Source organism: Pseudomonas sp. CMR5c (assembly GCF_003850545.1).
GTDB lineage: Bacteria > Pseudomonadota > Gammaproteobacteria > Pseudomonadales > Pseudomonadaceae > Aquipseudomonas > Aquipseudomonas piscis.
On the sequence record NZ_CP027705.1, the window covers coordinates 327,870 to 350,772 of the forward strand.

19 protein-coding genes are annotated in these 22,903 nt (G+C 65.2%); 8 read left to right on the top strand and 11 right to left on the bottom strand.

The window, feature by feature from the left end; translation table 11 throughout:
- Window positions 1–25 precede the first annotated feature (25 nt).
- The 4 genes from C4K40_RS01515 (at window position 26) to C4K40_RS01530 (ending at window position 5,080) form a co-directional block, all read left to right on the top strand.
- Window positions 26–1,156, top strand: a complete 1,131-nt coding sequence (locus C4K40_RS01515) for a polysaccharide deacetylase family protein (RefSeq protein WP_053132664.1) — start codon at window positions 26–28, stop codon at window positions 1,154–1,156.
- 139 nt (window positions 1,157–1,295) lie between these two features.
- Entirely contained in the window at window positions 1,296–3,230 is a 1,935-nt protein-coding gene (locus C4K40_RS01520) for an ATP-dependent DNA helicase RecQ (RefSeq protein ID WP_053132662.1), read from the top strand.
- A 132-nt stretch (window positions 3,231–3,362) separates the two neighbouring features.
- The gene (locus C4K40_RS01525) at window positions 3,363–4,589 is read left to right on the top strand and encodes a 3-hydroxyacyl-CoA dehydrogenase (protein WP_053132660.1); all 1,227 of its coding nucleotides are present in this window, start codon (window positions 3,363–3,365) and stop codon (window positions 4,587–4,589) included.
- A 56-nt stretch (window positions 4,590–4,645) separates the two neighbouring features.
- A complete protein-coding gene (locus C4K40_RS01530; protein WP_031321646.1) occupies window positions 4,646–5,080 on the top strand; it encodes a thioesterase family protein in 435 nt (144 codons plus the stop codon).
- Between the two features lie 168 nt (window positions 5,081–5,248).
- On the opposite strand, the gene C4K40_RS01535 is transcribed toward C4K40_RS01530, so the two are convergent.
- The 3 genes from C4K40_RS01535 to C4K40_RS01545 all read right to left on the bottom strand — a co-directional run bounded on the left by C4K40_RS01535 (window position 5,249) and on the right by C4K40_RS01545 (window position 9,448).
- Window positions 5,249–5,719, bottom strand: coding sequence for a YMGG-like glycine zipper-containing protein (locus C4K40_RS01535; RefSeq protein WP_022644221.1), 471 nt, complete (start codon window positions 5,717–5,719; stop codon window positions 5,249–5,251).
- A gap of 225 nt (window positions 5,720–5,944) precedes the next feature.
- Entirely contained in the window at window positions 5,945–8,293 is a 2,349-nt protein-coding gene (locus C4K40_RS01540) for an FdhF/YdeP family oxidoreductase (RefSeq protein ID WP_053132658.1), read from the bottom strand.
- Between the two features lie 267 nt (window positions 8,294–8,560).
- The gene (locus tag C4K40_RS01545; protein ID WP_022644223.1) at window positions 8,561–9,448 is read right to left on the bottom strand and encodes a LysR family transcriptional regulator; all 888 of its coding nucleotides are present in this window, start codon (window positions 9,446–9,448) and stop codon (window positions 8,561–8,563) included.
- Between the two features lie 135 nt (window positions 9,449–9,583).
- On the opposite strand from C4K40_RS01545, the gene lysM reads away from it, so the two are divergent.
- Entirely contained in the window at window positions 9,584–10,024 is a 441-nt protein-coding gene (gene lysM, locus C4K40_RS01550) for a peptidoglycan-binding protein LysM (protein ID WP_022644224.1), read from the top strand.
- A gap of 45 nt (window positions 10,025–10,069) precedes the next feature.
- On the opposite strand, the gene yrfG is transcribed toward lysM, so the two are convergent.
- On the bottom strand, window positions 10,070–10,738 hold the full coding sequence (gene yrfG, locus C4K40_RS01555) for a GMP/IMP nucleotidase (RefSeq protein WP_053132655.1): 669 nt from the start codon (window positions 10,736–10,738) through the stop codon (window positions 10,070–10,072).
- 212 nt (window positions 10,739–10,950) lie between these two features.
- Here yrfG and nudE point away from each other — a divergent pair, with 212 nt between their 5' ends.
- Window positions 10,951–11,517, top strand: a complete 567-nt coding sequence (gene nudE / locus C4K40_RS01560) for an ADP compounds hydrolase NudE (protein ID WP_053132652.1) — start codon at window positions 10,951–10,953, stop codon at window positions 11,515–11,517.
- 11 nt (window positions 11,518–11,528) lie between these two features.
- Window positions 11,529–12,368, top strand: a complete 840-nt coding sequence (cysQ, locus tag C4K40_RS01565) for a 3'(2'),5'-bisphosphate nucleotidase CysQ (protein ID WP_053132650.1) — start codon at window positions 11,529–11,531, stop codon at window positions 12,366–12,368.
- Between the two features lie 43 nt (window positions 12,369–12,411).
- Here cysQ and C4K40_RS01570 read toward each other — a convergent pair whose 3' ends face one another.
- From C4K40_RS01570 to rfbB, 7 genes are all read right to left on the bottom strand, one after another.
- Window positions 12,412–12,867 (bottom strand): YiiD C-terminal domain-containing protein, encoded by a 456-nt coding sequence (locus tag C4K40_RS01570; protein ID WP_022644228.1) that lies wholly within the window; start codon window positions 12,865–12,867, stop codon window positions 12,412–12,414.
- Window positions 12,868–12,904: 37 nt separating this feature from the next.
- Window positions 12,905–14,311, bottom strand: a complete 1,407-nt coding sequence (locus C4K40_RS01575) for a sigma-54 dependent transcriptional regulator (protein WP_053132649.1) — start codon at window positions 14,309–14,311, stop codon at window positions 12,905–12,907.
- Window positions 14,312–14,390: 79 nt separating this feature from the next.
- Window positions 14,391–16,199 carry an ATP-binding protein gene (locus tag C4K40_RS01580; protein WP_053132648.1) on the bottom strand — a complete coding sequence of 603 codons (1,809 nt, stop codon included), beginning with the start codon at window positions 16,197–16,199 and terminating at the stop codon, window positions 14,391–14,393.
- Between the two features lie 34 nt (window positions 16,200–16,233).
- Window positions 16,234–17,115 carry a dTDP-4-dehydrorhamnose reductase gene (gene rfbD / locus C4K40_RS01585; RefSeq protein WP_053132645.1) on the bottom strand — a complete coding sequence of 294 codons (882 nt, stop codon included), beginning with the start codon at window positions 17,113–17,115 and terminating at the stop codon, window positions 16,234–16,236.
- Entirely contained in the window at window positions 17,112–17,657 is a 546-nt protein-coding gene (rfbC, locus tag C4K40_RS01590; protein WP_053132644.1) for a dTDP-4-dehydrorhamnose 3,5-epimerase, read from the bottom strand. Before rfbC ends, rfbD begins: the two co-directional genes overlap by 4 nt.
- Window positions 17,654–18,529 (bottom strand): glucose-1-phosphate thymidylyltransferase RfbA, encoded by an 876-nt coding sequence (rfbA, locus tag C4K40_RS01595; RefSeq protein WP_053132642.1) that lies wholly within the window; start codon window positions 18,527–18,529, stop codon window positions 17,654–17,656. Before rfbA ends, rfbC begins: the two co-directional genes overlap by 4 nt.
- Window positions 18,526–19,608 carry a dTDP-glucose 4,6-dehydratase gene (gene rfbB, locus C4K40_RS01600; RefSeq protein WP_053132634.1) on the bottom strand — a complete coding sequence of 361 codons (1,083 nt, stop codon included), beginning with the start codon at window positions 19,606–19,608 and terminating at the stop codon, window positions 18,526–18,528. The genes rfbA and rfbB overlap by 4 nt, the downstream gene beginning before the upstream one ends.
- Before the next feature lie 229 nt (window positions 19,609–19,837).
- Between rfbB and C4K40_RS01605 the strand changes: the two genes are divergently transcribed.
- Window positions 19,838–22,756, top strand: coding sequence for an aminotransferase (locus tag C4K40_RS01605; RefSeq protein WP_053132632.1), 2,919 nt, complete (start codon window positions 19,838–19,840; stop codon window positions 22,754–22,756).
- Window positions 22,757–22,903 lie beyond the last annotated feature (147 nt).

The window sequence follows — 22,903 nt, forward strand, 5'->3', positions numbered from 1 at the left end:
GTCCCGTGCATCCATGGAGATTGATATGCGCAATGCTGTTTTCCCCTGGCTGTTGGCGTTGTGCCTGTGCAGCGTCTCGGTCCAGGCGGCAGGCCCTCTGGTGTTCGCCACCATCGACCGCAGTGGCTGGCCGGCGCCCCTGACCAGTTCGGTGGACTTCGACACCGCCTCCCGGGCGGAAATCCTAATGTTCGGCAAGGCTTTGCTGGCCAGTGAGAGCCTGGATGAGGGAGCCCTGAAGCAACGTCTCGGGGTACGGCAGCTGGACCTCAAGTCCATCGACCGGGTGCGCCAGCGCTTCTGGGAGTTGCTGCTGGTCAACTATCGTCTGGCCAGCCACGACTGTGACAGCGCACCGTTCTGCCAGCCCGTGCGCAATCTCGCCGAGTTGCGCCAGCTGGTGGCCGGCTTCACCGGCGAGAGCAAGGACACCTACGATGCCTGGGCCCAGGCCAGTTCGCGCTTCCACCAGCAGTACCTGCATGAGCAACTGCGCCTGGCGGCCCTGTTTCCCACGGTCAGCAGCGAGATCCAGCGAATGGATCCGGCGGAAAGACTGGGCGACGAACTGGCTGACCGACAATTCCTGCTGACCTTCGACGATGGTCCCAGCCCGCGCGGTGGTCATAGCGACGAGCTGGCGGCGGTGCTGCAGGCCCATGACCTGCATGGGTTGTTCTTCGTCCTGGGGGCGCCGTTCCAGGCCCGTTTGCAGCGGACCTCGACCGAGCAGTTGCGCGAGCTCTACAACGGTCAATGCGTGGGCCTGCATGGCTGGGAACACAAGTCCCATGCCTCCTGGAGCCGGTGGCAGGATTCCCTGGTCGACAGCGCCAGCCTGGTCGGCCATTCCCTGGAAGGGGAATACCTGCCGTTGTTTCGCCCGCCCTATGGGCAACGTCGCGCCGACGCTGGTGTTTTCCTCAAGGGCCACGGCCTGCAACTGATGCTGTGGAACATCGATTCCCAGGACTGGAGCAAGAAGGTCAGTGCCCAGGCCGCCGCCCAGCGGGTACAGACGCTGATGCTGTTGTGGCGGCGCGGCATCGTGCTGTTCCACGACGTCCATCCCAAGGCGGCCCAGGCCGTACCGCTGCTGGTCGAGGGCAACCAGCACAATGGCGTGCAATGGCTGGACTGTCGCAGCCTGCGCTAGCCGCTACTTGCCAATGAACCGGCCACCGCCCTGGTGTGCCGGTATCATCCGGTAGCGCTTTGCTCCACGACCTTTCCTCGATCCGCCGGCCCACCGCGCTAGTCTTCAACGACGGTCAGCGGTCAAAGGAGTGACTCCCATGTACAGCACCCTCGAACAGGTCTTTGGTTATCCAGGCTTTCGCCCGGGCCAGGAGGCCACCATCAGCGCGGTGCTGGCCGGGCGCTCGGCGGCGGCGATCTTTCCCACCGGTTCCGGCAAGTCCCTGTGCTACCAGCTGCCGGCCCTGCTGCTGCCGCACCTGACCCTAGTGGTGTCGCCGCTGCTGGCCTTGATGCAGGACCAGCTGGCCTTTCTCCAGCGCCATGGCATCGCCGCGGCGAGCATCGATTCGGCCCAGGGTCGCGATGAGGCCAACCAGGTAATGGCCCGCGCCCGCTCCGGGGAACTGAAGATCCTGATGATCTCGGTGGAACGCCTGAAGAACGAACGCTTTCGCAACTTCCTGCAGCAGGTGCCCATCTCCTTGCTGGTGGTGGATGAGGCCCACTGCATTTCCGAGTGGGGGCACAACTTCCGGCCCGACTACCTGAAGCTGCCGGACTACCAGCGCCAGTTCAATATCCCCCAGGCCCTGCTGTTGACCGCCACGGCCACTCCCCAGGTGATCGCCGACATGCAGGCGCGCTTCGCCATCGCCGCCACCGATGTGGTGACCACCGGTTTCTATCGACCCAACCTCAACCTGCTGGTGGAGCCGGTCGCCGGGATCGACAAGCGCCGGCGGCTGGTGCAGTGGTTGGGCGAGCGGAATGGGCAGCCGAGCATCGTCTACGTGACCTTGCAGAAGACCGCCGAGCAGGTCGCCGAGTACCTGGGCCAGCAGGGCATTGCCGCCCAGGCCTACCACGCCGGTTTGCCCCATGAGCAGCGTGAGGCGATCCAGCGCCGCTTCATGCAGGGACACAGCCAGTGCATCGTCGCCACCATCGCCTTCGGCATGGGCATCGACAAGAGCGATATCCGCAACGCCGTGCATTTCGACCTGCCCAAGTCCATCGAGAACTACAGCCAGGAAATCGGCCGCGCCGGGCGCGATGGGCAACCCTCGGACTGCCTGGTGCTGGCCAACCGCGACAGTCTCAACGTGCTGGAGAACTTCGTTTATGGCGATACCCCGGAGCTGAGCGGGATCCGTTGCGTGCTCGATGAGTTGCTGGCCGCAGCGCCCACCGGGCAGTGGGAACTGTTGCTGGGCCCCTTGGCGGACCAGAGCAACATTCGCCAGTTGCCGCTCAAGACCCTGCTGGTGCAACTGGAACTGCGCGGACTGATCGCTCCGCGCTATGCCTATTTCGCCGAATACCGCTTCAAGTTGCTGCTGGAGCCGGCTGATCTGCTGGGGCGTTTCGAAGGTGAACGGCGGGACTTCGTCGAGGCCATCCTGCACACCTCCAGCCGCGCCCGGACCTGGGCCACGGTGGATTTCGACGCACTCTACGACCACTGCCAGGCACCGCGCCAACGGGTGGTCAAGGCCCTGGACTACTTCCAGGAAAAAGGCTGGGTGGAGTTGGAAAGCAAGCAGATGACCGAAGTCTACAGCCTGCTGCAGGGCGACTTCGATGCGCCGGCGCTAAGTGCCGAGCTGCACGCCTACTTCACCCGCCATGAGGCTGGCGAGATCGCGCGGATCCACGCCATGCTCGACCTGTTCGCCAGCGAGCAGTGCCTGGGGCATCGGTTGGCGGAGTATTTCGGTGACCAGCAGGCTCCTCGGCAGTGTGGGCATTGTTCGGTGTGCCGGGGCCAGGTGGCGCGCTTGCCCGAGCCACCCGAGCTGCCTGCGCTTGTGGATAAGAACTTCGCCGGCTTGTGTGGCGACTTTATCCACAGGCACCAGCAGCACACCGGGGTTCTTCCCGGGGCGGAGCGCCTGACGCGTTTTCTCTGTGGCATCAGCGTGCCGTTGTTCACCAAGCTCAAGGTCCGTGGTATCCCGGGGTTCGCCGCGTTGGAGGACTACCCCTACGCCGAGGTACGGCAATGGTGCGAGAGCCATTTGCCGGCCTGAAGCCAACTGCCTTGTTCCTTATGGCGATCCATCTGCTGAATGTTGGGCATCACAGGAATAAATTTCAAAAATGATGCTCGCCTGACTATGGTGGTGCCTGAGCCAGGATCACCTACAGGAAGGAGAGCCGCCATGAGCCAGACAGCATTCGATATTCAGCGCGCCGCGGTGATTGGCGCCGGCACCATGGGCCGTGGCATCGCCATGTGCCTGGCCAATGCCGGTCTGCCGGTACTGTGGCTGGACAAGGATCCGCAGATGCTCCAGCAGGCGCTGGCGGCGGTGGCCCAGACCTATGCCCACAATGTGCGCCAGGGTCGTATCGAGCAGGCCGAAGCCGACGCGCGGCTGGCACGGATCGGCATTGCCGAAGGTTATCCACAGCTGGCCGAGGTGGACCTGGTGATCGAGGCGGTGTACGAGAACCTCGAGCTCAAGCAGCAGATCTTTCGCCAGCTGGACGCCGCCCTCAAGCCATCGGCGATCCTGGCCAGCAACACTTCGGCGCTGGATATCGACGCCATTGCCGCTGTCACCCAACGGGCGCCCCAGGTGTTGGGAATGCACTTCTTCAGCCCGGCGCACATCATGAAGCTGCTGGAGGTGGTACGCGCGGCCAGGACGGCACCGACGGTGCTGGATGCGGCCCTGGCCCTGGGCCAGCGCATGGGCAAGGTCAGCGTGGTGGCTGGCAACTGTTTCGGGTTCATCGGCAACCGCATGCTCAACACCTATGTCCTCGAGGCCCGCAAGATGCTCCTGGAAGGGGCCTTTCCCTATCAGGTGGACGGCGCCTTGCAGGGATTCGGTTTTGCCATGGGGCCGTTTCGCATGTACGACGTGGTGGGCATCGACCTGGGTTGGCGTGCCCGGCAACTGGCCGGTGCCGGGCAGGACGCGCCGCAGGTCCAGGTCGACAATCGCCTGTGCGAACTGGGCCGTTTCGGTCAGAAAAGCGGCGATGGTTATTACCACTACGAGCCCGGTAGCCGCCAGGCCGAACACGACCCGCAAGTGGATGCGCTGGTGCTGCAGGTCAGTGAGGGCCTGGGTTACCAGCGGCGGGACATCGGCCCCGAGGAGATCCTCGAGCGCTGCCTGCTGGCACTGGTCAACGAGGGGGCGAAGATCCTCCAGGAAGGCATTGCCGGCTCGGCCCATGACATCGACCTGGTCTATCTCAACGGTTATGGCTTTCCCAAGGAGTGGGGCGGACCGATGAGCTGGGCCGATAACCAGGGCCTGGAGCCGATCCGGCGCCAGTTGCTGCGCCTGGAAGCCGAGCATGGTGCCCATTGGCGGCCGGCGCAGTTGATCGAGGATCTGGCTGGTGCAGGAAAAGGGTTTGCCCAGGCTTAGTCGCCTGGGGTGAAATGCCCGGCGACCAATCGCTCAACCCATGGGAGACCGTCCTGATGTCCGAGCCTGTGCCACAACGCAGCGACTACCGCCATTTCCAGCCGATCACCACCCGCTGGCACGACAATGATGTCTACGGCCACGTGAACAACGTCACCTACTACAGCTTCTTCGACACGGCGGTGAATACCTACCTGATCGAGCAGGGTGGCCTGGATATCCACGATGGTGAGGTGGTGGGGTTCGTGGTCAGCTCGGCTTGCGACTACTTCGCGTCCGTCGCCTATCCCGAACGTATCGAGGTCGGCCTGCGGGTCGGCAAGCTGGGCAACAGCTCGGTGCAATACGAGCTGGCGGTATTCAAGCTGGGGGAGGGGGAGCCGTGCGCGGCGGGGCGTTTCGTCCATGTGTTCGTGGATCGGGCGTCGAACCTTCCGGTGCCGATTCCAGCGGTCCTGCGCGCAGCCCTGGAACAGCTGCTGGTGGCCTGAGTCTCGAAACCTGATTGCACTGCGGGACCCGTAGCCGCTGCCGCAGGCTGGGATCGGCGCCGCAGCAGAGGCCTGGCCTTCCTCGGGGTCAGCACTGCAGCCCCTGGTCTGGCGAGGCCCTTGGCCTCGCGCCCAGTGAGCGGTAGCGGCTACGAGGTACCGGGTCGATCAGTCGTGATGACGATGCTTGCGGTGGCCATAGGCATGGCCACGGCCACGGTGGCCGTCGCGGTAGTAGCGGCGGTCGCGATCGCGGCGGTATTCGCGATCTTCCCGGGCGCTTTCGTTACCCATGTAGTTACCCAGTGCGCCGCCGGCACCACCGCCGGCCGCCGCACCGATCAGGCTGCCGGTGTTGCCGCCCATGCTGCGGCCCACGACGTTGCCGCCAGCCGCACCCAAGGCGCCACCGATGGCTGCCTGGCCACGGCTGCGTTTGTCGGCGCCGACCGCGCTGCCGCCCGCACCGCCGATGGCCGCGCCAATGGCCGAACCGGTATTGCCGCCCAGCTGCTGGCCGACCACCGAGCCTAGAACCCCGCCCAATGCGCCGCCCACACCTGCTTCAGTGGTGCCACCGGCAGAGGCGACGCCGCTGACCAGGCCAAGGGACAACAAGAGAATCGAGGAGAACTTCATACATGAGCCTCAAAGGGATGACGGCGCGATCCTGAGGCTGTACCGCGAGGCTTACAAACGAAATCCGACGAATAGCACGAGTTGTACACAATCGCGTAACTTATTGTTTTTAATGGGGAACTTAAGTGATTTTCGCAGGTCTACGGTTACTTGACGAAGGCCGCTCCCTGCATGCAGGGGCGGCCTTTTTCGTGCCTGGGGCAACGCTGTTGCAAGCGCAGTGGATCAGGCCGAGCGGGCCATGATCAGGCCGTTGTCACTGGCAGCTTCCAGGCGGATGGCGATGAACTTGGAGGTCGGGGTGTGGCTGCCGTCGCCGGTGCTTTCCAGCGGCACCAGCGGATTCACCTCCGGGTAGTAGGCCGCGGCCTGGCCGGCCGGGATATCGAAGGCCAGCAGGGTGAAACCCTTGACCCGCCGTTCGCGGCCATCGTTCCACAACGACACGATGTCGGCTTTCTGCCCCGGCTTGAAACCCAGGCGGATGATGTCCGCTTCGTTGGCGAACAGCACGTCGCGCTGACCCTTGACCCCACGGTAGCGGTCATCGAGGCCGTAGATGGTGGTGTTGTACTGGTCGTGGGACCGCATCGATTGCAGGATCAGGTCCGGCAACTGGCCACTGGCCCGGGTGCGTTCGTCGATCAGGTCCCTGGGCAGCAGGTTGGCGCGGAAGTTGGCGCGCCCCGAGGAGGTGTTCCACTGGCGGGCGCCGGCGGCGTTGCCCAGGTAGAAGCCGCCTGGGTGCTTGAGCCGCTCGTTGAATTCCTTGAAGCCCGGGATGGTGTCGGCGATCAGGTCGCGGATGCGCCCGTAGTCGGCTGCCAGCCAGCTCCAGTCCACCGGGCGGTTGCCCAGGGTGGCCGAAGCGATGCCGGCGAGGATCCAGGGTTCGGAACGCATGTGCACCGACAGCGGCTGCAACTGGCCGTTGGAGGCGTGGACCATGCTGAAGGAGTCTTCCACGGTCACCGCTTGCGGGCCGCCGGCCTGCAGGTCGATGTCGGTGCGGCCCAGGCACGGCAGGATCAGCGCATCCTTGCCGTGGGCCAGGTGGCTGCGATTGAGCTTGGTGCTGATCTGCACGGTGAGGTCGCAGTTGCGCAGGGCCTGGAACGTCCGCTCGCTGTCCGGAGTGGCCTGGGCGAAGTTGCCCCCAAGGCCGATGAATACCTTGGAGCGGCCTTCGAGCATGGCGTGGATCGCCTCGACCACGTTATGGCCATTGTCCCTGGGCACCTTGAACTGGAAACGCCGCTCCAGGGAATCGAGGAAGGCCACCGGCGGCCGCTCGTTGATGCCCATGGTGCGGTCGCCCTGGACGTTACTGTGGCCGCGGACCGGGCACAGGCCGGCGCCTGGCCTGCCGACGTTGCCGCGCAGCAGCATCAGGTTGGCGATTTCCTGGATGGTCGCCACCGAATGGCGATGCTGGGTAATGCCCATGGCCCAGCACATGATGACGTTCTTGCCCTTGGCGTACATGCGCGCCGCCTGCTCGATCTCCACCAGGGTCAGGCCCGACTGCTCGACGATCTGCTCCCACGGGGTGTCATCGATGGTGCCCAGGTATTCCAGCACCTGGGCGGTGTGGGTGTTGAGGAAGTCGTGGTCGAACACGGCCGCGGTCCCGGCCTTTTGCGCATCGCGTTCCCATTGCAGGAGGAACTTGGCCATGCCGCGCAGCAACGCCATGTCGCCACCCAGGGCCGGGCGGAAGTACGCGGTGTTGGTCGGACGGTTGCCGTTGGTGAGCATCTCCAGGGGGTTCTGCGGGTGCTGGAAGCGTTCCAGGCCGCGCTCTTTCAGCGGGTTCACGCACACTACCTGGGCGCCGCGCTTCACCGCCTCGCGCAGGGGCTCGAGCATCCGCGGATGGTTGGTGCCGGGGTTCTGGCCCCAGACGAAGATCGCGTCCGAGTGCTCGAAGTCGTCGAAGGTCACCGTGCCCTTGCCCACCCCGACGCTCTGCGCCAGGGCCACGCCACTGGCTTCGTGGCACATGTTCGAACAGTCGGGGAAGTTGTTGGTGCCGTAGGCCCGCACGAACAGCTGGTAGAGATAGGCCGCCTCGTTGCTGGCCCGGCCCGAGGTGTAGAACTCGGCCATGTCCGGGCTCGGCAGGTTCAGCAGGTGCCGGGCGATCAGGCTGAAGGCGTCTTCCCAACTGATGGGACGATAGCGGTCGGTCTCGGCGTCGTAGCTCATCGGCTCGGTCAACCGGCCCTGGTACTCGAGCCAGTAGTCGCTCTGTTCCAACAGGGAGCTGACGCTGTGCTTGGCGAAGAAGGCGCCGTCCACCCGGCGTTTGGTGGCTTCCCAGTTCACTGCCTTGGCGCCGTTTTCGCAGAACTTGACCATGCCGCTTTCCGGCGAGTCGCCCCAGGCGCAGCCCGGGCAGTCGAAGCCGCCGTTCTGGTTGGTCTTGAGCATCATGCGGATGTTCTTCAGGGCGTTGTCGCTGGTCAGCCAGGCCTGGGCCACGCTGATCAGGGCGCCCCAACCGCCGGCCGGTCCCTTGTAGGGCTTGTAGCGGGCCACGGGTTTCTGGTCGGCTTGGTTATGTGTACTCACGGGCGACTCTCCATCGCGGGGCTGTCGGGCCGCAGTGCGCTGCGATGCGGCAGGTGGACAAGGTAGTGACGGTGATGACGCGGCCCTTGCCGGGTGTGGCGCAAGCTCGAGAAGCGAGCATGGGGGCGGGCCTCGCAGGAGCTGGCGCTGCGCAGGGCGGGCGTTTGGCGTTCATCGGGGGATCAGCGGCGTACTGGTGGCCAAGCCTAAGCGCGGCATTGTGTTGCGTCTAATTGCTAGTACTGATCCTTTGATAGATGGCGTCGATCAAAGACCGTCGAGGAGTTTGCGGTAGAGGGCGAAGCAGGCCTCGGCCAGGGCCGAGCGTGGCGCGCTGCGGCGCATGATCAAGCCCAGGCGGGCCAGGGTCTGGGCATCTTCTATCGGCTGCAGGCGCAGGTGTTCGGTCATGGCTTCCAGGCCGCTGTCCAGGGGCATCACCGCACAGCACAGGCCGCCGTGGACCATCTGCACCAGCTGATGGACGGCATCGGTCTGCAGGACGGGGCGAGGGTGCAGTCCGCGGATATGGAAGTTGTGATCGATGGACTGGCGAAAATGCATGCCGCTGGTCAGCAGGCCCAGGGGCAATTCGGTCAGCGCCTCCCAGCTCAGCGGTTGCTCGCCGAAGCTGAAATGCCGTTGGTCGTACAGCAGCCCCATATGCGTCTGGGCCAGGGTCAGGGAGTCGAAGTGCTCGCCGTCCAGGCGTTCCAGGTAGGACACCCCGAGGTCCAGGCGATTGCTCGCCAACTGCTCGAGAATCTGTTCCGAGCTCAGGGACGAGAGTTCGAAGCGCAAGTGCGGGTGTTCGGCGTGCAGGCGCTGCATCAGTGGCTGCGGGTCGAAGCTCGACAACGGGACCACTCCCAGGCGCAGGGTGCCCACCAGGTTGCCGCGGCAGGCAGCGGCTTCGGCCAGCAGCCCGTCATAGGCGGTGAGCACGGTGCGGGCCCAGGCCAGGACGCGCTCGCCGGGTGCGGTGAAACCTTCGAAACGCTGGCCACGGTTGACCAGCGGCAGCTCGAGCTCTTCCTCGAGGTTGCGCAGGCGCATCGACAGGGTCGGCTGGGTGATATGGCAGCGCGCGGCGGCCTGGCCGAAGTGGCGGGTTTCGTCCAGGGCGATGAGGAATTTCAGCTGCTTGATGTCCATCTTCGCTCCGGTGCGACAAAAGGCCGGGATTCTACCGTGCCGGCGCGGCCTTGGTCAGTGGTCGGCCGGGAACCTCGATCGGCCGGGCTGGTCTAGTCTTTCGCATCTGGATCTATCAACCAAGGAGTGTGCGACATGAGCATTTTCAGCTTTGTGAAGGAAGCGGGCGAGAAACTGATCGACCTGCTGACCCCCGGTAACGCCAACGCCAGTGAGCAGCTCAAGGAGCACATCGCCAAGGTCGGCCTGGGCAACCCCAACGTCCAGGCGACGGTGGAAGGCGACAAGGTCATCGTCAAGGGCGAAGTGGCGAGCCAGGAAGAGAAGGAAAAGATCCTCCTGGCCCTGGGCAACATCGCCGGTGTCGGCAGTGTCGAGGACCAGATCACCGTCAGCGGCCCGGTCGCGGTTACGGCGGTCTTCGTCACCGTGAAGAAGGGCGATACCCTGAGCGCCATCGCCAAGGCGCAATACGGCGATGCCAACAAGTACAACAAGATCTTCGAGGCCAACAAGCCCTTGTTGTCCCATCCGGACAAGATCTATCCGGGCCAGGTCCTGCGCATTCCCGAGTGAGCCGATAGCCCGGGTTGCCAACAGGCTCGCATGGATGCGGGCCTGTTACTCGGCCAACCCGTCGAGCAACTCCCGATAATCCCCTACCGCGGCGAATTCCGCCGTGTCCTTCGGTCCCTTGCGGCTGTCCGGCTGGCTGACCGCGAGCAATTGCGCGACCCCGAAGTCCCGGGCGGTGCGCAGGATCGGCAAGGTGTCGTCGATGAACAGGCTGCGGGTCGGATCGAAGCGGATATCGGCCTGCAGGGCTTCCCAGAATTGCGGGTCCTCCTTGGGAAAACCGTAGTCGTGGGAGCTGATCAGGCGTTCGAAGTAGGGCGCCAGCTCGATCCGCTCCAGCTTCAACGACAGGGAGTCGCGGTGGGCGTTGGTGATCAGGATCACCCGCTTGCCGGCGCGTCCCAGTGCTGCGAGGAAGGTGTCGGCGTCCGGACGCAGGGCGATCAGGTGGGCGGTCTCCAGCTTCAGCTCGCGTACCGGCAGCTTCAGTTCGGTGCTCCAGAAGTCCAGGCAATACCACTGCAACCGACCGGCGTTACGCTCGAACAGCGGGCGCAGTTCCAGCTCCGCCATGGCCCGGCTCACCCCGTGCAGCTCGGCATAGCGCTGGGGCAGGTGCTCCAGCCAGAAATGGTTGTCGTAGTGCAGATCCAGCAAGGTACCGTCCATGTCCAGCAGGACGGTATCGATATCGCGCCAGGGCATCAGGGCCATTGACTACTTCTCCAATGGAAAACGGTCGACCGGCAGGGCCGACGAAGCGGGAGGGGCCAAGGCCATGTACCCGGCGTAAAAAAACGCCCCCGGCAGGGGCGATCACATGCAGTAAACAATAGGTCTCGCAGCGCCTGCGCGCCGCCGCAATCTGCAACCCAGTCACTTTCAAACAGGCTGTATAGTAACCCGCTATCGCCAAGGAGCCCGCCATGCGTCAGAAACCCACCGTACTTGCCCGAGAGATCGTCGCTTCCAGTCGCCTGTTCTGTGTCGAACAGTTGCAACTGCGGTTCGCCAATGGTGCCGAACGTACCTACGAGCGGTTGGTGGGGCGGGGCGCGGGTTATGGTGCGGTGATGGTCGTGGCGATGCTCGATGCCGAGCACGCGGTGCTGGTGGAGGAATACTGTGGCGGCACCGATGCCTACGAGCTGTCCCTGCCCAAGGGCCTGATCGAGCCTGGCGAGGACGTGCTGGCGGCGGCCGAGCGTGAGCTCAAGGAGGAAGCCGGCTTCGGGGCGCGGCAGCTGGAGCACCTGACCGAGCTGTCGTTGTCCCCGGGCTACATGAGCCAGAAGATCCAGGTGGTGCTGGCCACCGACCTGTACGAAGAGCGCCTGGAGGGCGATGAGCCCGAGCCGATGCGGGTCGACAAGGTCAACCTGCGAGAGTTGTCCGGCCTGGCGCAGAATCCCCAGTTCAGCGAAGGCCGGGCCCTGGCCGCGTTGTACCTGGCCCGCGACCTGCTGAGCCAGCGCGGGGTCTTTCAAGCATGAGTGAGATACCGATGACGCTTCCCCATCCTTTCCTGGCTCCGGTAATGGAGTTGGCGCTGCGTGCCGGCGACGCCATCCTGCCGTTCTGGCGCGCCGATGTGGCGGTCGAGCACAAGGCCGACGATTCCCCGGTGACGGCGGCCGACCTGGCCGCGCACCACCTGATCGTCGCCGGTCTCAAGGCCTTGGCCCCGGACATCCCGGTGCTGTCCGAGGAAGACGCCGACATTCCCCAGGCGACCCGGGCCAGCTGGCAGCGCTGGTGGCTGGTGGACCCGCTGGACGGCACCAAGGAGTTCATTGCCGGTAGCGAAGAGTTCACCGTCAACATCGCCCTGATCGAGCAGGGGCGCGTGGTGTTCGGCGTGGTGGCGATGCCCACCAATGGCCGTTGCTACCTGGGTGGCGCCGGCCTGGGTGCCTGGCGTGCCGAGCGTGGCCAGGCGCTGCAGGCGATCGCCGTACGTGAGCAGCCGGTGGGCCAGGCCTTCACCGTGGTGGCCAGCCGGCGCCATTCGAGCCCGGCGCAAGAACGCCTGCTCGGTGGCTTGAGCGCTACCCTGGGTGAGCTGCAACTGGCCAACATCGGCAGCTCGTTGAAGTTCTGCCTGCTGGCCGAAGGGACGGCGGATTGTTATCCACGGCTGGCGCCCACGTCGCAATGGGACACGGCGGCGGCCCAGGGCGTGCTCGAAGGCGCCGGGGGCGAGGTGCTGGATCTTGCCGGCGCGCCGTTCTGTTATCCGCCTCGGGAATCGCTGCTCAACGATTTCTTCGTGGCATTGCCCGCCAAGGCCCCTTGGCGGGCCAGGCTGCTGGAACTCTGTGGCACCCAGGACGGGCAGCGCTGATGCCACAGCCGAGCCCCGGGTAAAGTCCCGGGGCAGGCTGATTTCAGCGGTGCAGCACGTACTGGCCGGCGAACAGCACCGCGTCTTCTTCGCTGCCGGCATTCACCACCTTGGTGTGCAGGGTCAGGCGTGCCCGACCGTAGCGCTGGTACATCGACAGGAATTTCTTCCAGACCTTGTCCTCGGGGGCCGCGCATATCGCCTGGGCGTCACCGGTGACCGGCAGTGGGTAGCTGATCTGCCCCTCCTGGATGACGATGTGCCCATCCTCGATTCCCTCCTCCCGCAGCCGCAGGTGCAGCCAGCCCCAGCCAGCCAGTACCGCGCCGCAATAGAGGCTGCCACCGAACATGGTGCTCTTGTGGTTCACGTTGGCTTCCAGGGGCAATTGCAGGCGTAGTTGCTGCGCCTGCCAGTCGAGCACCTTCAGGCCCATTTCCCGAGTCAGGGGAATGTCATGGTGGAGGATGGATTCCAGGTATCGACTGTCGCGGTTCATGCATGGGCCTCGGGGTCGGGAGTTGGCTGGGAGTGGTTCATTCCGATTCGTCGCCGGGTTGTCCGGCGCCGCTGTCTGCGAAGTTCAGGCCGTGCTTGCGCAGCTTGTCGTGCAGGGTCTTGCGCGGGATGCCCAAGGCCTCGGCGAGACTGCGCAGCGAGCTGTGGGGCTGGGACATTTCGGCGGCGATCAGCGATTTCTCGAAATGCTCGACCTGTTCGCTCAGGCCGCCGCTGATCAGCGGTGCGGTCGCGGCCGCGGCCTGTCCCGGATCGCCGTTGTCCAGGGCCAATTCCAGGCCCAGGGCGAAGCGCTCGGCGACGTTCTGCAATTCGCGCACGTTGCCCGGCCAGGCGTGGCGCAACAGCAGGGCCCGATGTCCGGGTTGCAACTCCTGGGCCGGCAGGCCGTGGCGGCTGCTGGCTTCATCGGCAAAGTGCTGGAACAGCATCAGCACATCCTCGCCGCGCTCGCGCAGTGGCGGAATCCGCAGTGGCGCCACGTTCAGGCGGTAGTAGAGGTCGGCGCGAAAACGCCCCTGGTCCGCCGCCTGGCGCAGGTCTTCCTTGGTCGCGGCGATGATGCGGATATCCAGCGGGATCAGTTGGTTGCCGCCCAGGCGCTCCACCACTCGCTCCTGGAGCAGGCGCAGCAGCTTGACCTGGACATCCAGGCTCATGCTTTCGATTTCATCGAGGAACAGCGTGCCGCCATTGGCGAACTCGAACTTGCCGATGCGCCGCTTCTGCGCGCCGGTGAAAGCTCCAGGTTCGTGGCCGAACAGCTCGCTCTCCACCACCGACTCCGCCAGGGCCCCGGCGTTGATCGCGACGAACGGTCCGTTACGTCTTCCTGACAGATCGTGCAGGGCCCGGGCCACCACCTCCTTGCCGGCCCCGGTTTCGCCGAGGATCAGCACATCGGCGCGGGTCGCCGCCAGGGCGCCGATCTGCTGGCGCAGGCGCAGGATGGAAGCCGACTGTCCCACCAGCCTGGCGCTCAGTTCCTGGCGATCGCTCAGGGCCAGGCGCAGGCTGCGGTTGTCCAGCACCAGGCGGCGCCAGGCCAGGGCGCGGCGCACGCTGTCCAGCAGGGCATCGCTGGCGAAGGGTTTTTCCAGGAAGTCGTAGGCCCCGGCGCGCATCGCCTGTACCGCCAGGGGCACGTCGCCATGGCCGGTGATCAGCAGCACTGGCAGTTCCGGGTCCTGGGCATGCAACTGGCTCAGCAGTTCCATGCCGTCAATGCCGGGCATGCGGATGTCACTGACCACCACCCCCGGCCAATCCCGTTCCAGGCGCTCGGCCAGGCCCTGGGCCTCGCCCAGGGACAAGACCTTGAGCCCGGCCAGGTCCAGGGTCTGGCTCAAGGCCTGGCGCAGGTGCGGGTCGTCGTCGATCAACACCACTTGCAACTGGGGGTCGAGGCTGTCGGGACGGGTCATCGGTGGCTTTCCAGATCGTGTCGTGGCCGGCCATGCCAGGCCGGTCCATGGATTATCGGCTTGCGGGCTGCGCCGTGTCTCATACTCCGCGATCCTCGGACGGCTGCGGGCTGACGCCCGGAGCCCCGGCACGCAGGCGCAGGGTGATCAGCGCACCGCCTTCGCGGTGGTTGGCGAACGACAGCTCGCCGCCGAAGGCCCGCATCAGGGTGTCGCAGATCGCCAGTCCGAGCCCCAGGCCCTGGGTGCGCGTCTTGGTGGTGTAGAACGGTTCGCCAGCACGGCCCAGGGCTTCCATGCAGAAGCCCGGGCCGTTATCGCGAATGTACAGGTTGACGGCCGTGGCGGTGGATTCGGCACTCAGCCACAGTTTGCGCGGCGGGCCTTTTTCGGTGAGGGCATCCAGGGCGTTGGCCAGCAGGTTGCCCAGCACCTGGCGCAGGCGGGTTTCCCCGGCTTGGACCCACAGGGTAGCGGCCGGCAGGTCGCGGATCAGCTCCACATCCATGGCCCGGCGCCGCTTGGCCAGCAGGGCCAGGGCATCGTCCAGGGCCGGCTGCAGGGCGACGCTCTCCGGTGCGTGGTGATCGCGCCGGGCAAAGGCCCGCAGGTGGGTGATGATCGAGGCCATGCGCCCGGTCAGTTCGCTGATCAGCTTGAGGTTGCCCCGGGCGTCGTCGGTGCGTTGATGGTCCAGCAGCACCTCGGCGTTCTCCGCGTAGCTGCGGATCGCCGCCAGGGGCTGGTTGAGTTCGTGGCTGATACTGGCGGACATGGTGCCCAGTGCCGAGAGCTTGCCGGCCTGGACCAGATCGTCCTGGGCGCGCACCAGATCCTGCTGGGCGTTCTCACGCTCCAGCACTTCCTGTTTCAGGCGTCGGTTGAGGTTTTCCAGGTCGCTGGTGCGTTCGGCCACGCGCATCTCCAGCTCGCGCCGCGCCTTGCCTTCGAAAGCGATCCGTTCCAGGTAGTGCCGACGCCGCTGCATCATCAGCCCGAGCAGCAGCATCAGCACCAGCAGCGCGGCGGCGCCCACCGCCACCACGGTTCGTACTGGACGGTCGATGAGCGTGCGCGGGGCGAGGATGCTGACGCTCCAGCCGGTCTCCTCGATCTGTTGGGTCTGGGTCAGCCAGGCATCGGGATTGAGGTTCAGTGGGCGTGGGTCGCGGGTCGGGTAGGGCTGGATGGCGATGATCGCCTGGTGTTCCTGCTCGCTCAGGGTCCGGGTCGCGCGAAAGCGCCATTCCTGGCGCGAGGTCAGGATCACCACGCCATTGTGGTCGGTCACCAGCAACTGCTCCGGGGTCTTGCCCCAAAGTCTCTCGGTGTGGTCCAGGTCCACCTTGACCACCAGCACGCCGAGCATGCGCTCGCCGTCGCGCACCGCGGCGGCGAAGAAATAGCCACGTTTGGCCGAGGTAGTGCCCAGGCCGAAGAAGCGCCCCAGGCGCCCGGCCATGGCTTCGCTGAAATAGGGGCGGAAGGCGAAGTTGCGCCCGACGAAGCTGTCGTGCTTGTCCCAGTTGGAGGCCGCCAGGGTATTGCCGCTGGTGTCCATCAGGTACATGACCTCGGCACCGGTCTGGGCGCTGATGTTCCTCAGCAGGCGGTTGGCGTTGCCTTGGGTCACGCCATCGTCCGGGGCGCCCAGTACCGCCCGTAGTGCGGGCAGGTCGCCGAGGATCTGCGGCAGCACCTCGTAGCGATGCAGGGTGCCCAGCAGGTTGGCCACGTACAGGTCCAGGGTCTGGCGATTCTGCCCAGCCAGCTCATTGCGGTAGTAGCGTTCCGCCAGGTGCTGCAGCGGCCACAGCAGTGGAGCCAGGCACAGCGCCAGCAGGGCCAGGCTGCGCCAGCGGGGACGACGGGGAAGGGGTGGGGTCATGGGAACGGCGCCTGTGGTTACAGGCGCATTATGCCTAGCCCTGCTCGGCAAGACACTCGCGCAATGCGGTGTGCCAGTCCGGCTGGATCACGCCCCACTCCCGCTCCAGGCGGCTGCAGTCCAGGCGCGAGTTCAGCGGTCGTGGTGCCGGGGTCGGGTAGGCGCTGGAGGGAATGGCCTCTAGTACCGCGCAAGGCTTGTCCATGGCCAACAACTGCTCGCCGATGGCCTGGGCAAAGCCGAACCAGGACGTCTCGCCATGGGCGGTCAGGTGGTAGGTGCCCCAGGCTCCGGGGTTTCCTGCCTGCCAGCGTTCGATCAGGGCCCGGGTGCTATTGGCGATGGTGCCGGCCCAGGTCGGGGCGCCGACCTGGTCGGCTACCACGCGCAGTTCCGGGCGCTCCTGCAACAGGCGCTGCATGGTCAGCAGGAAGTTCTTGCCATGGCTGGAATAGACCCAGCTGGTACGCAGGATCAGGTGCTGGCCCTGCACCAGGTTGATGGCCCGTTCGCCGGCCAGCTTGCTCTGGCCATAGACGCTCAGCGGATGGGGCTCGTCTTCCTCGACGTAGGGGCTGTCCTTGCTGCCGTCGAACACATAGTCGGTGGAATAGTGGATCAACGGGATGCCCAGCTCGAAGGCCTCCTGGGCGAAGATCCCGGGCGCGGTGGCGTTGATCGCGTAGGCCAGTTCCGCCTCGCTTTCGGCCTGGTCGACCGCGGTGTGGGCGGCGGCGTTGATGATCAGGTCGGGGCGCAGCGTACGCACCTGCTGGCGGATCTGCTCCGGATGGCTCAGGTCCAGCTGGTCGCGACCCAGGACCAGCAGTTCGCCCAGGTCGCCCAGGCGCTTCTGCAGTTCGCGGGAAACCTGGCCGTGCTGGCCGCTGATGAGGATCTTCAGTGAAGTGTTCATGGGAACAGGTCGGCCTCAGTCAACAGGCTTCCTGCCTGGTCCTTGGCGGAGAGTTGCGGGGGCTCGCTGAGCTCCCAGTCGATGGCCAGCGTCGGATCATCCCAGCGGATGCTGCGCTCTGCCGATGGCGTGTAATAGTCGGTGGTCTTGTAGAGGAACTCGGCGCAATCGCTTAGCACCACGAAACCATGGGCGAAGCCCTCGGGTACCCACATCTGGCGATGATTGGCCGCCGATAGGCGTACTGCCACCCACTGGCCGAAGTGTGGTGAGCTGCGACGGATATCGACGGCGACGTCGAGCACTTCGCCCTGGGTCACGCGCACCAGTTTGCCCTGGGTGTTCTGCAACTGGTAATGCAGGCCGCGCAGCACGCCCTTCTGCGAGCGCGAGTGGTTGTCCTGGACGAACTGCACATCGACCCCCGTCGCTTCGGCGAAGACCTTGGCATTGAAGCTTTCGTAGAAGAAACCACGTTCGTCGCCGAACACCTTGGGCTCGATGATCAGCACGCCGGGCAGTTCGGTGGCAATGACCTTCATTGGTTTTCTCCAGCCAGGGTGAACAGGTACTGGCCGTAGCCGGTCTTGCCGAAATAGGCCGCGCGCTCGAGCAGATGCTCGCGGCTGATCCAGCGGTTTTCGTAGGCGATCTCTTCCAGGCAGGCGACCTTCAGGCCCTGGCGGTGCTCGATGGTCTGCACGTATTGCGAGGCTTCCAGCAGGCTGTCGTGGGTACCTGTATCGAGCCAGGCGAACCCACGGCCGAAGCGCTCCACATGCAGGTCGCCGCGCTTGAGATAGGCGTTGTTGACGTCGGTGATCTCCAGCTCGCCCCGTGGCGAAGGCTTGACCTGCTTGGCGATCTGCACCACGTCGTTGTCATAGAAGTACAGGCCGGTGACGGCATAGCTGGACTTGGGTTTCTTGGGCTTTTCCTCGATGGACAGGGCCCGCCCTTCTTTGTCGAAGTCGATGACTCCGAATCGCTCGGGGTCCTTGACCCAGTAACCGAACACCGTGGCGCCGCTGGAGCGCTTGGCGGCCGCGCGCAATTGCTCGCCGAAATACTGGCCGTGGAAGATGTTGTCGCCCAGGATCAGGCACACCGGGTCATCGCCGATGAACTGCTCGCCGATCAGGAAGGCCTGAGCCAGGCCGTCTGGCGAAGGCTGCTCGGCGTAGCTGAAGCGCACGCCGAACTGGCTGCCGTCGCCCAGCAGGTTGCGGTACTGAGGCAGGTCCTGGGGGGTGGAGATGATCAGGATGTCCTGGATGCCAGCCAGCATCAGCACCGAGATCGGGTAGTAGATCATCGGCTTGTCATAGATCGGCAGCAGTTGCTTGGAAACGCCGAGGGTTATGGGATGCAGGCGGGTGCCGGACCCGCCTGCCAATACGATGCCCTTGATCATGCAATCAGATCCTTGATGTCGGTGGAGCCCAGGCGTTCGCCCTGGTAGCTGCCGTCTTGTACCCGACGGCACCATTCGAGGTTTTCCAGGTACCACTGGACGGTCTTGCGCAGCCCGCTGGTAAAGGTCTCCTCGGGCACCCAGCCCAGTTCGCGTTCGATCTTGCCGGCGTCGATGGCATAGCGCAGATCGTGACCGGGACGGTCCTGGACGAAGGTGATCAGGTCGGCGTAGTGGGCCACGCCCTCGGGTTTGTGTGGGGCCAGCTCTTCCAGCAGGCTGCAGATGCCGCGCACCACGTCGATGTTCTTCTGTTCGTTATGGCCGCCGATGTTGTAGGTCTCGCCCACCACGCCCTCGGTAACCACCTTGAACAGGGCCCGGGCATGATCCTCGACGTACAGCCAGTCGCGCACTTGCAGGCCGTTGCCATAGACCGGTAGTGGCTTGCCCGCCAGTGCATTGAGGATCACCAACGGGATCAGCTTCTCGGGGAAGTGGAACGGGCCATAGTTGTTGGAGCAGTTGGTGATCAGGACCGGCATGCCGTAGGTGCGCTGCCAGGCGCGGACCAGGTGGTCGGACGCGGCCTTGCTCGCGGAATAGGGCGAACTGGGGGCATAGGGCGTGGTTTCGGTGAACAGGTCGTCGACGCCATGCAGGTCGCCGTAGACCTCGTCGGTGGAGATGTGGTGGAAACGGAACGCGGCTTTTTCCGCATCGGGCAACCGGTGCCAATAGGCGCGGGTCGCTTCCAGCAGGCTGTAGGTGCCGACGATGTTGGTCTGGATGAAGTCCGACGGTCCGTCGATGGAGCGGTCCACGTGGGACTCGGCTGCCAGGTGCATGATGGCGTGGGGCTGGAAGCGGGCCAGCACGGCACTGACGGTGGCCTGGTCGACGATGTCGGCCTTGACGAATTCATAGCGGCTGTTGCTGGCGATGTTATGCAGCGATTCCAGGTTGCCCGCATAGGTCAGCTTGTCCAGGTTCAGGACTTCATGTTCCGTGTGCTGGATCAGGTGGCGGACCAGGGCCGAGCCGATAAAGCCGGCTCCGCCGGTGACAAGAATGCGCATGTGTAAGGGCCTGTGTCCTTGAAAGATCATTTACTGCGGAAAATGCAGCATAGCTTGTCGGCACGAAGCCCGTGGTGCAATAGGGTGCTGCCCATCGATTACATCCCTGGCGCGTTGAATATCCCGGGGACGCGGTCGGAACCAACGTCCGCTCGACGGGCCGGGGGTTGCGCAACGCCCCGGCCAGTGGCGATATAGGCGGCCAATGACAATTTCCGGGGGTCGTCGTATGTTGCTCGCCACCTTGATCCATCGTGCCAGCCTGCCCAGTCCACAGGTCACGGCGCAGCAGGCGCTGGAGTTGCTGCAGGCCCACTATGGGCTGTACGGCAGCTTGCAGTCCCTGGGCAGCCAGCAGGACCTCAACTACCGCGTCGACACTGCCAATGGCCGCTTTGTCCTGAAGATCTGCCGTGGCGACTATGCAGCCCTGGAGTTGCAAGCCCAGCACGAGGGCCTCAGGCATTTGCGCCAATATCCCGGGCTACGGGTTCCCAGGGTCATCCCGGCCAGCAACGGCGAAGAACTGCTGACCCTGGAGATCGCCGGGCAAGTCCTGCATGTGCGCCTGCTCGACTATATAGACGGTCGCTCCCTGACCCACTTGCCGCACTTGGGGGTGGAACTGGTGGCCGGCCTGGGTCGGCTCTGCGGGCAGATGGACCTGGCCCTGGCGGATTTCCAGCACCCAGGACTGGAGCGCACCCTGCAGTGGGACGCCCGGCATGCCCAGGCCCTGACCGAACACCTGTTGCCGGTCATCGAGGATCCCCAGCAGCGTGCCCAGCTCGCCGCTGCCGCCCAGGGTGCCGAGCATCGCCTGCGCCCGCTGGTCGAGCAGTTGCCAGTGCAGGCGATCCACATGGACATCACCGATGACAACGTGGTCTGGCAGCGTGACGCGGCGCGCCACTGGCAGGTGCAGGGAGTGATCGACTTCGGCGACCTGGTCCGTACCTGGCGCATCACCGACCTGTCGGTGACCTGTGCCTCGCTGCTGCACCATGCCGAGGGCGATCCGCTGCGCATCCTGCCGGCGATCCAGGCTTATCACCGGGTCAATCCGCTGCAACGGGCGGAGCTGCTGGCGCTCTGGCCGCTGATCGTGGCCCGGGCCGCGGTGCTGGTGCTCAGTGGCGAACAGCAGGTGGCTATCGACCCGGACAACCAATACAGCCGCGCCAACTTGAACCATGAGTGGGAGATCTTCCGGGTCGCCGTCTCGGTGCCGTTCGAGCTGATGGAGGCGGCCATTCTCAGCGCCGTCGGCCAGGCACTGCCGACCATTGCCAGCGAAGGCTTCGTTCCTCTGTTGCCGAGCCTGGTGGGGCGTGAGTTCGCCCTGATCGATCTGGGGGTGCTCAGCCCGCATTTCGAGGCGGGCAACTGGGAGCAGCCAGGCATCGACGACCGCTTGCTGACCGAAGCCGGGGCTGCCCATGGCCTGGCCGCCAGCCGTTACGGTCAGTACCGCTTGTCCCGGACCCAGCCCGACTGCGCGCACGAACCCCAGACCTGCCCGTTGCATGTGCAGTTGCAAGTGCCTGCGGGCACAGCGGTGGAGGCGCCGTTCGCCGGCGTCCTGCACGCGGCCGCGGATGGCTTGCTACGCCTGGACGGCCCGGGCTCGAGCCTGCGCCTGTGGGGCGTCGAGGCCTCGGTGCATGCAGGGGCGGCGCTGGTCAAGGGCCAGGTGCTGGGAACAGTGGCCGCCGACGGCCGGCTCAAGGTCCAGCTCTGCCGCAGTGCCGAGCTCGCGCCGCCGTTGTTCTGCAGCCCTTCATGGGCCCCGGCCTGGCAGGCCCTGTGTCCGTCGCCGGCGGCGCTGCTGGGGCTGGCCTGCGATGCCGAGCCGGAAGTGGACGCCCAGGCCCTGCTGGCCCGGCGCGACGCCAGCTTTGCCCGTACCCAGAAGCATTATTACGTCGATCCGCCACGGATCGAGCGCGGCTGGCGCAACCACCTGATCGACATGCAGGGGCGTTCCTACCTGGACATGCTCAACAACGTCGCGGTGCTCGGTCATGGCCACCCGCGCATGGCCGCCGAGGCGGCGCGCCAGTGGTCGTTGCTCAATACCAACTCTCGCTTTCACTACGCGGCCATCGCCGAGTTTTCCGAGCGCCTGCTGGCCCTGGCCCCGGACTCCATGGACCGGGTGTTCCTGGTCAACAGCGGCACCGAGGCCAACGACCTGGCGATCCGCCTGGCCTGGGCCTACAGCGGCGGCCGCGACATGCTCAGCGTGCTGGAGGCCTACCACGGCTGGTCGGTAGCCGCCGATGCGGTCTCCACCTCCATCGCCGACAACCCCCGGGCCCTGGACAGCCGTCCGGACTGGGTCCATCCGGTGACCGCGCCCAACACCTACCGCGGCCAATTCCGTGGCCCGGACACCACGGAACAGTACCTGCGCAGTGTCGACCAGCAACTGGCCAAGCTCGACGCGACGGGTCGCCAGCTGGCCGGTTTCATCTGCGAGCCGGTATATGGCAACGCCGGCGGCATCTCGTTGCCCCGGGGCTACTTGCACGAGGTCTACCAGCGGGTCCGGGAGCGGGGCGGGGTGTGCATCGCCGACGAGGTCCAGGTGGGTTATGGCCGCATGGGCGAATTCTTCTGGGGCTTCCAGGAGCAAGGCGTGGTGCCGGACATCATCACCATGGCCAAGGGCATGGGTAACGGCCAGCCCCTGGGCGCGGTGATCACCCGGTGCGAGATCGCCGAGGCGCTGGAGGCCGAGGGGTACTTCTTCTCCTCGTCCGGCGGCAGTCCGGTCAGTTGCCGCGTCGGCATCGCGGTGCTGGATGTGATGCGCGACGAAGGGCTCTGGGACAACGCACGGGTAGTAGGCGAGCATTTCCGCCAGCGCCTGGAAGCGCTCAAGGAGCGGCATCCGCTGGTGGGCGCGGTGCATGGCTCGGGGTTCTACCTGGGCCTGGAGTTGATTCGCGATCACCAGACCCTGGAACCGGCCACCGAGGAAACCGCCCTGCTCTGCGAGCGCTTGCGCGAGCTGGGGATCTTCATGCAGCCCACCGGCGACTATCTCAACATCCTCAAGATCAAGCCGCCGATGGTCACCACCCGGCAGAGCGTCGATTTCTTTGTCGACATGCTGTCCAAGGTGCTCGGCGAGGACCTCTAGGATCCTTGCCCATCCTGGTTCTTTCCTGGCCGGCCATCCGCCCGCAGCATCCTGCCTGCGGGAGAGGAGGCCGGCCAAATGTTTTATCCGCCGATTACGTGGCCTAAAAATCGATTTATATCTGTGTTTTATCAATTATTTATTTAT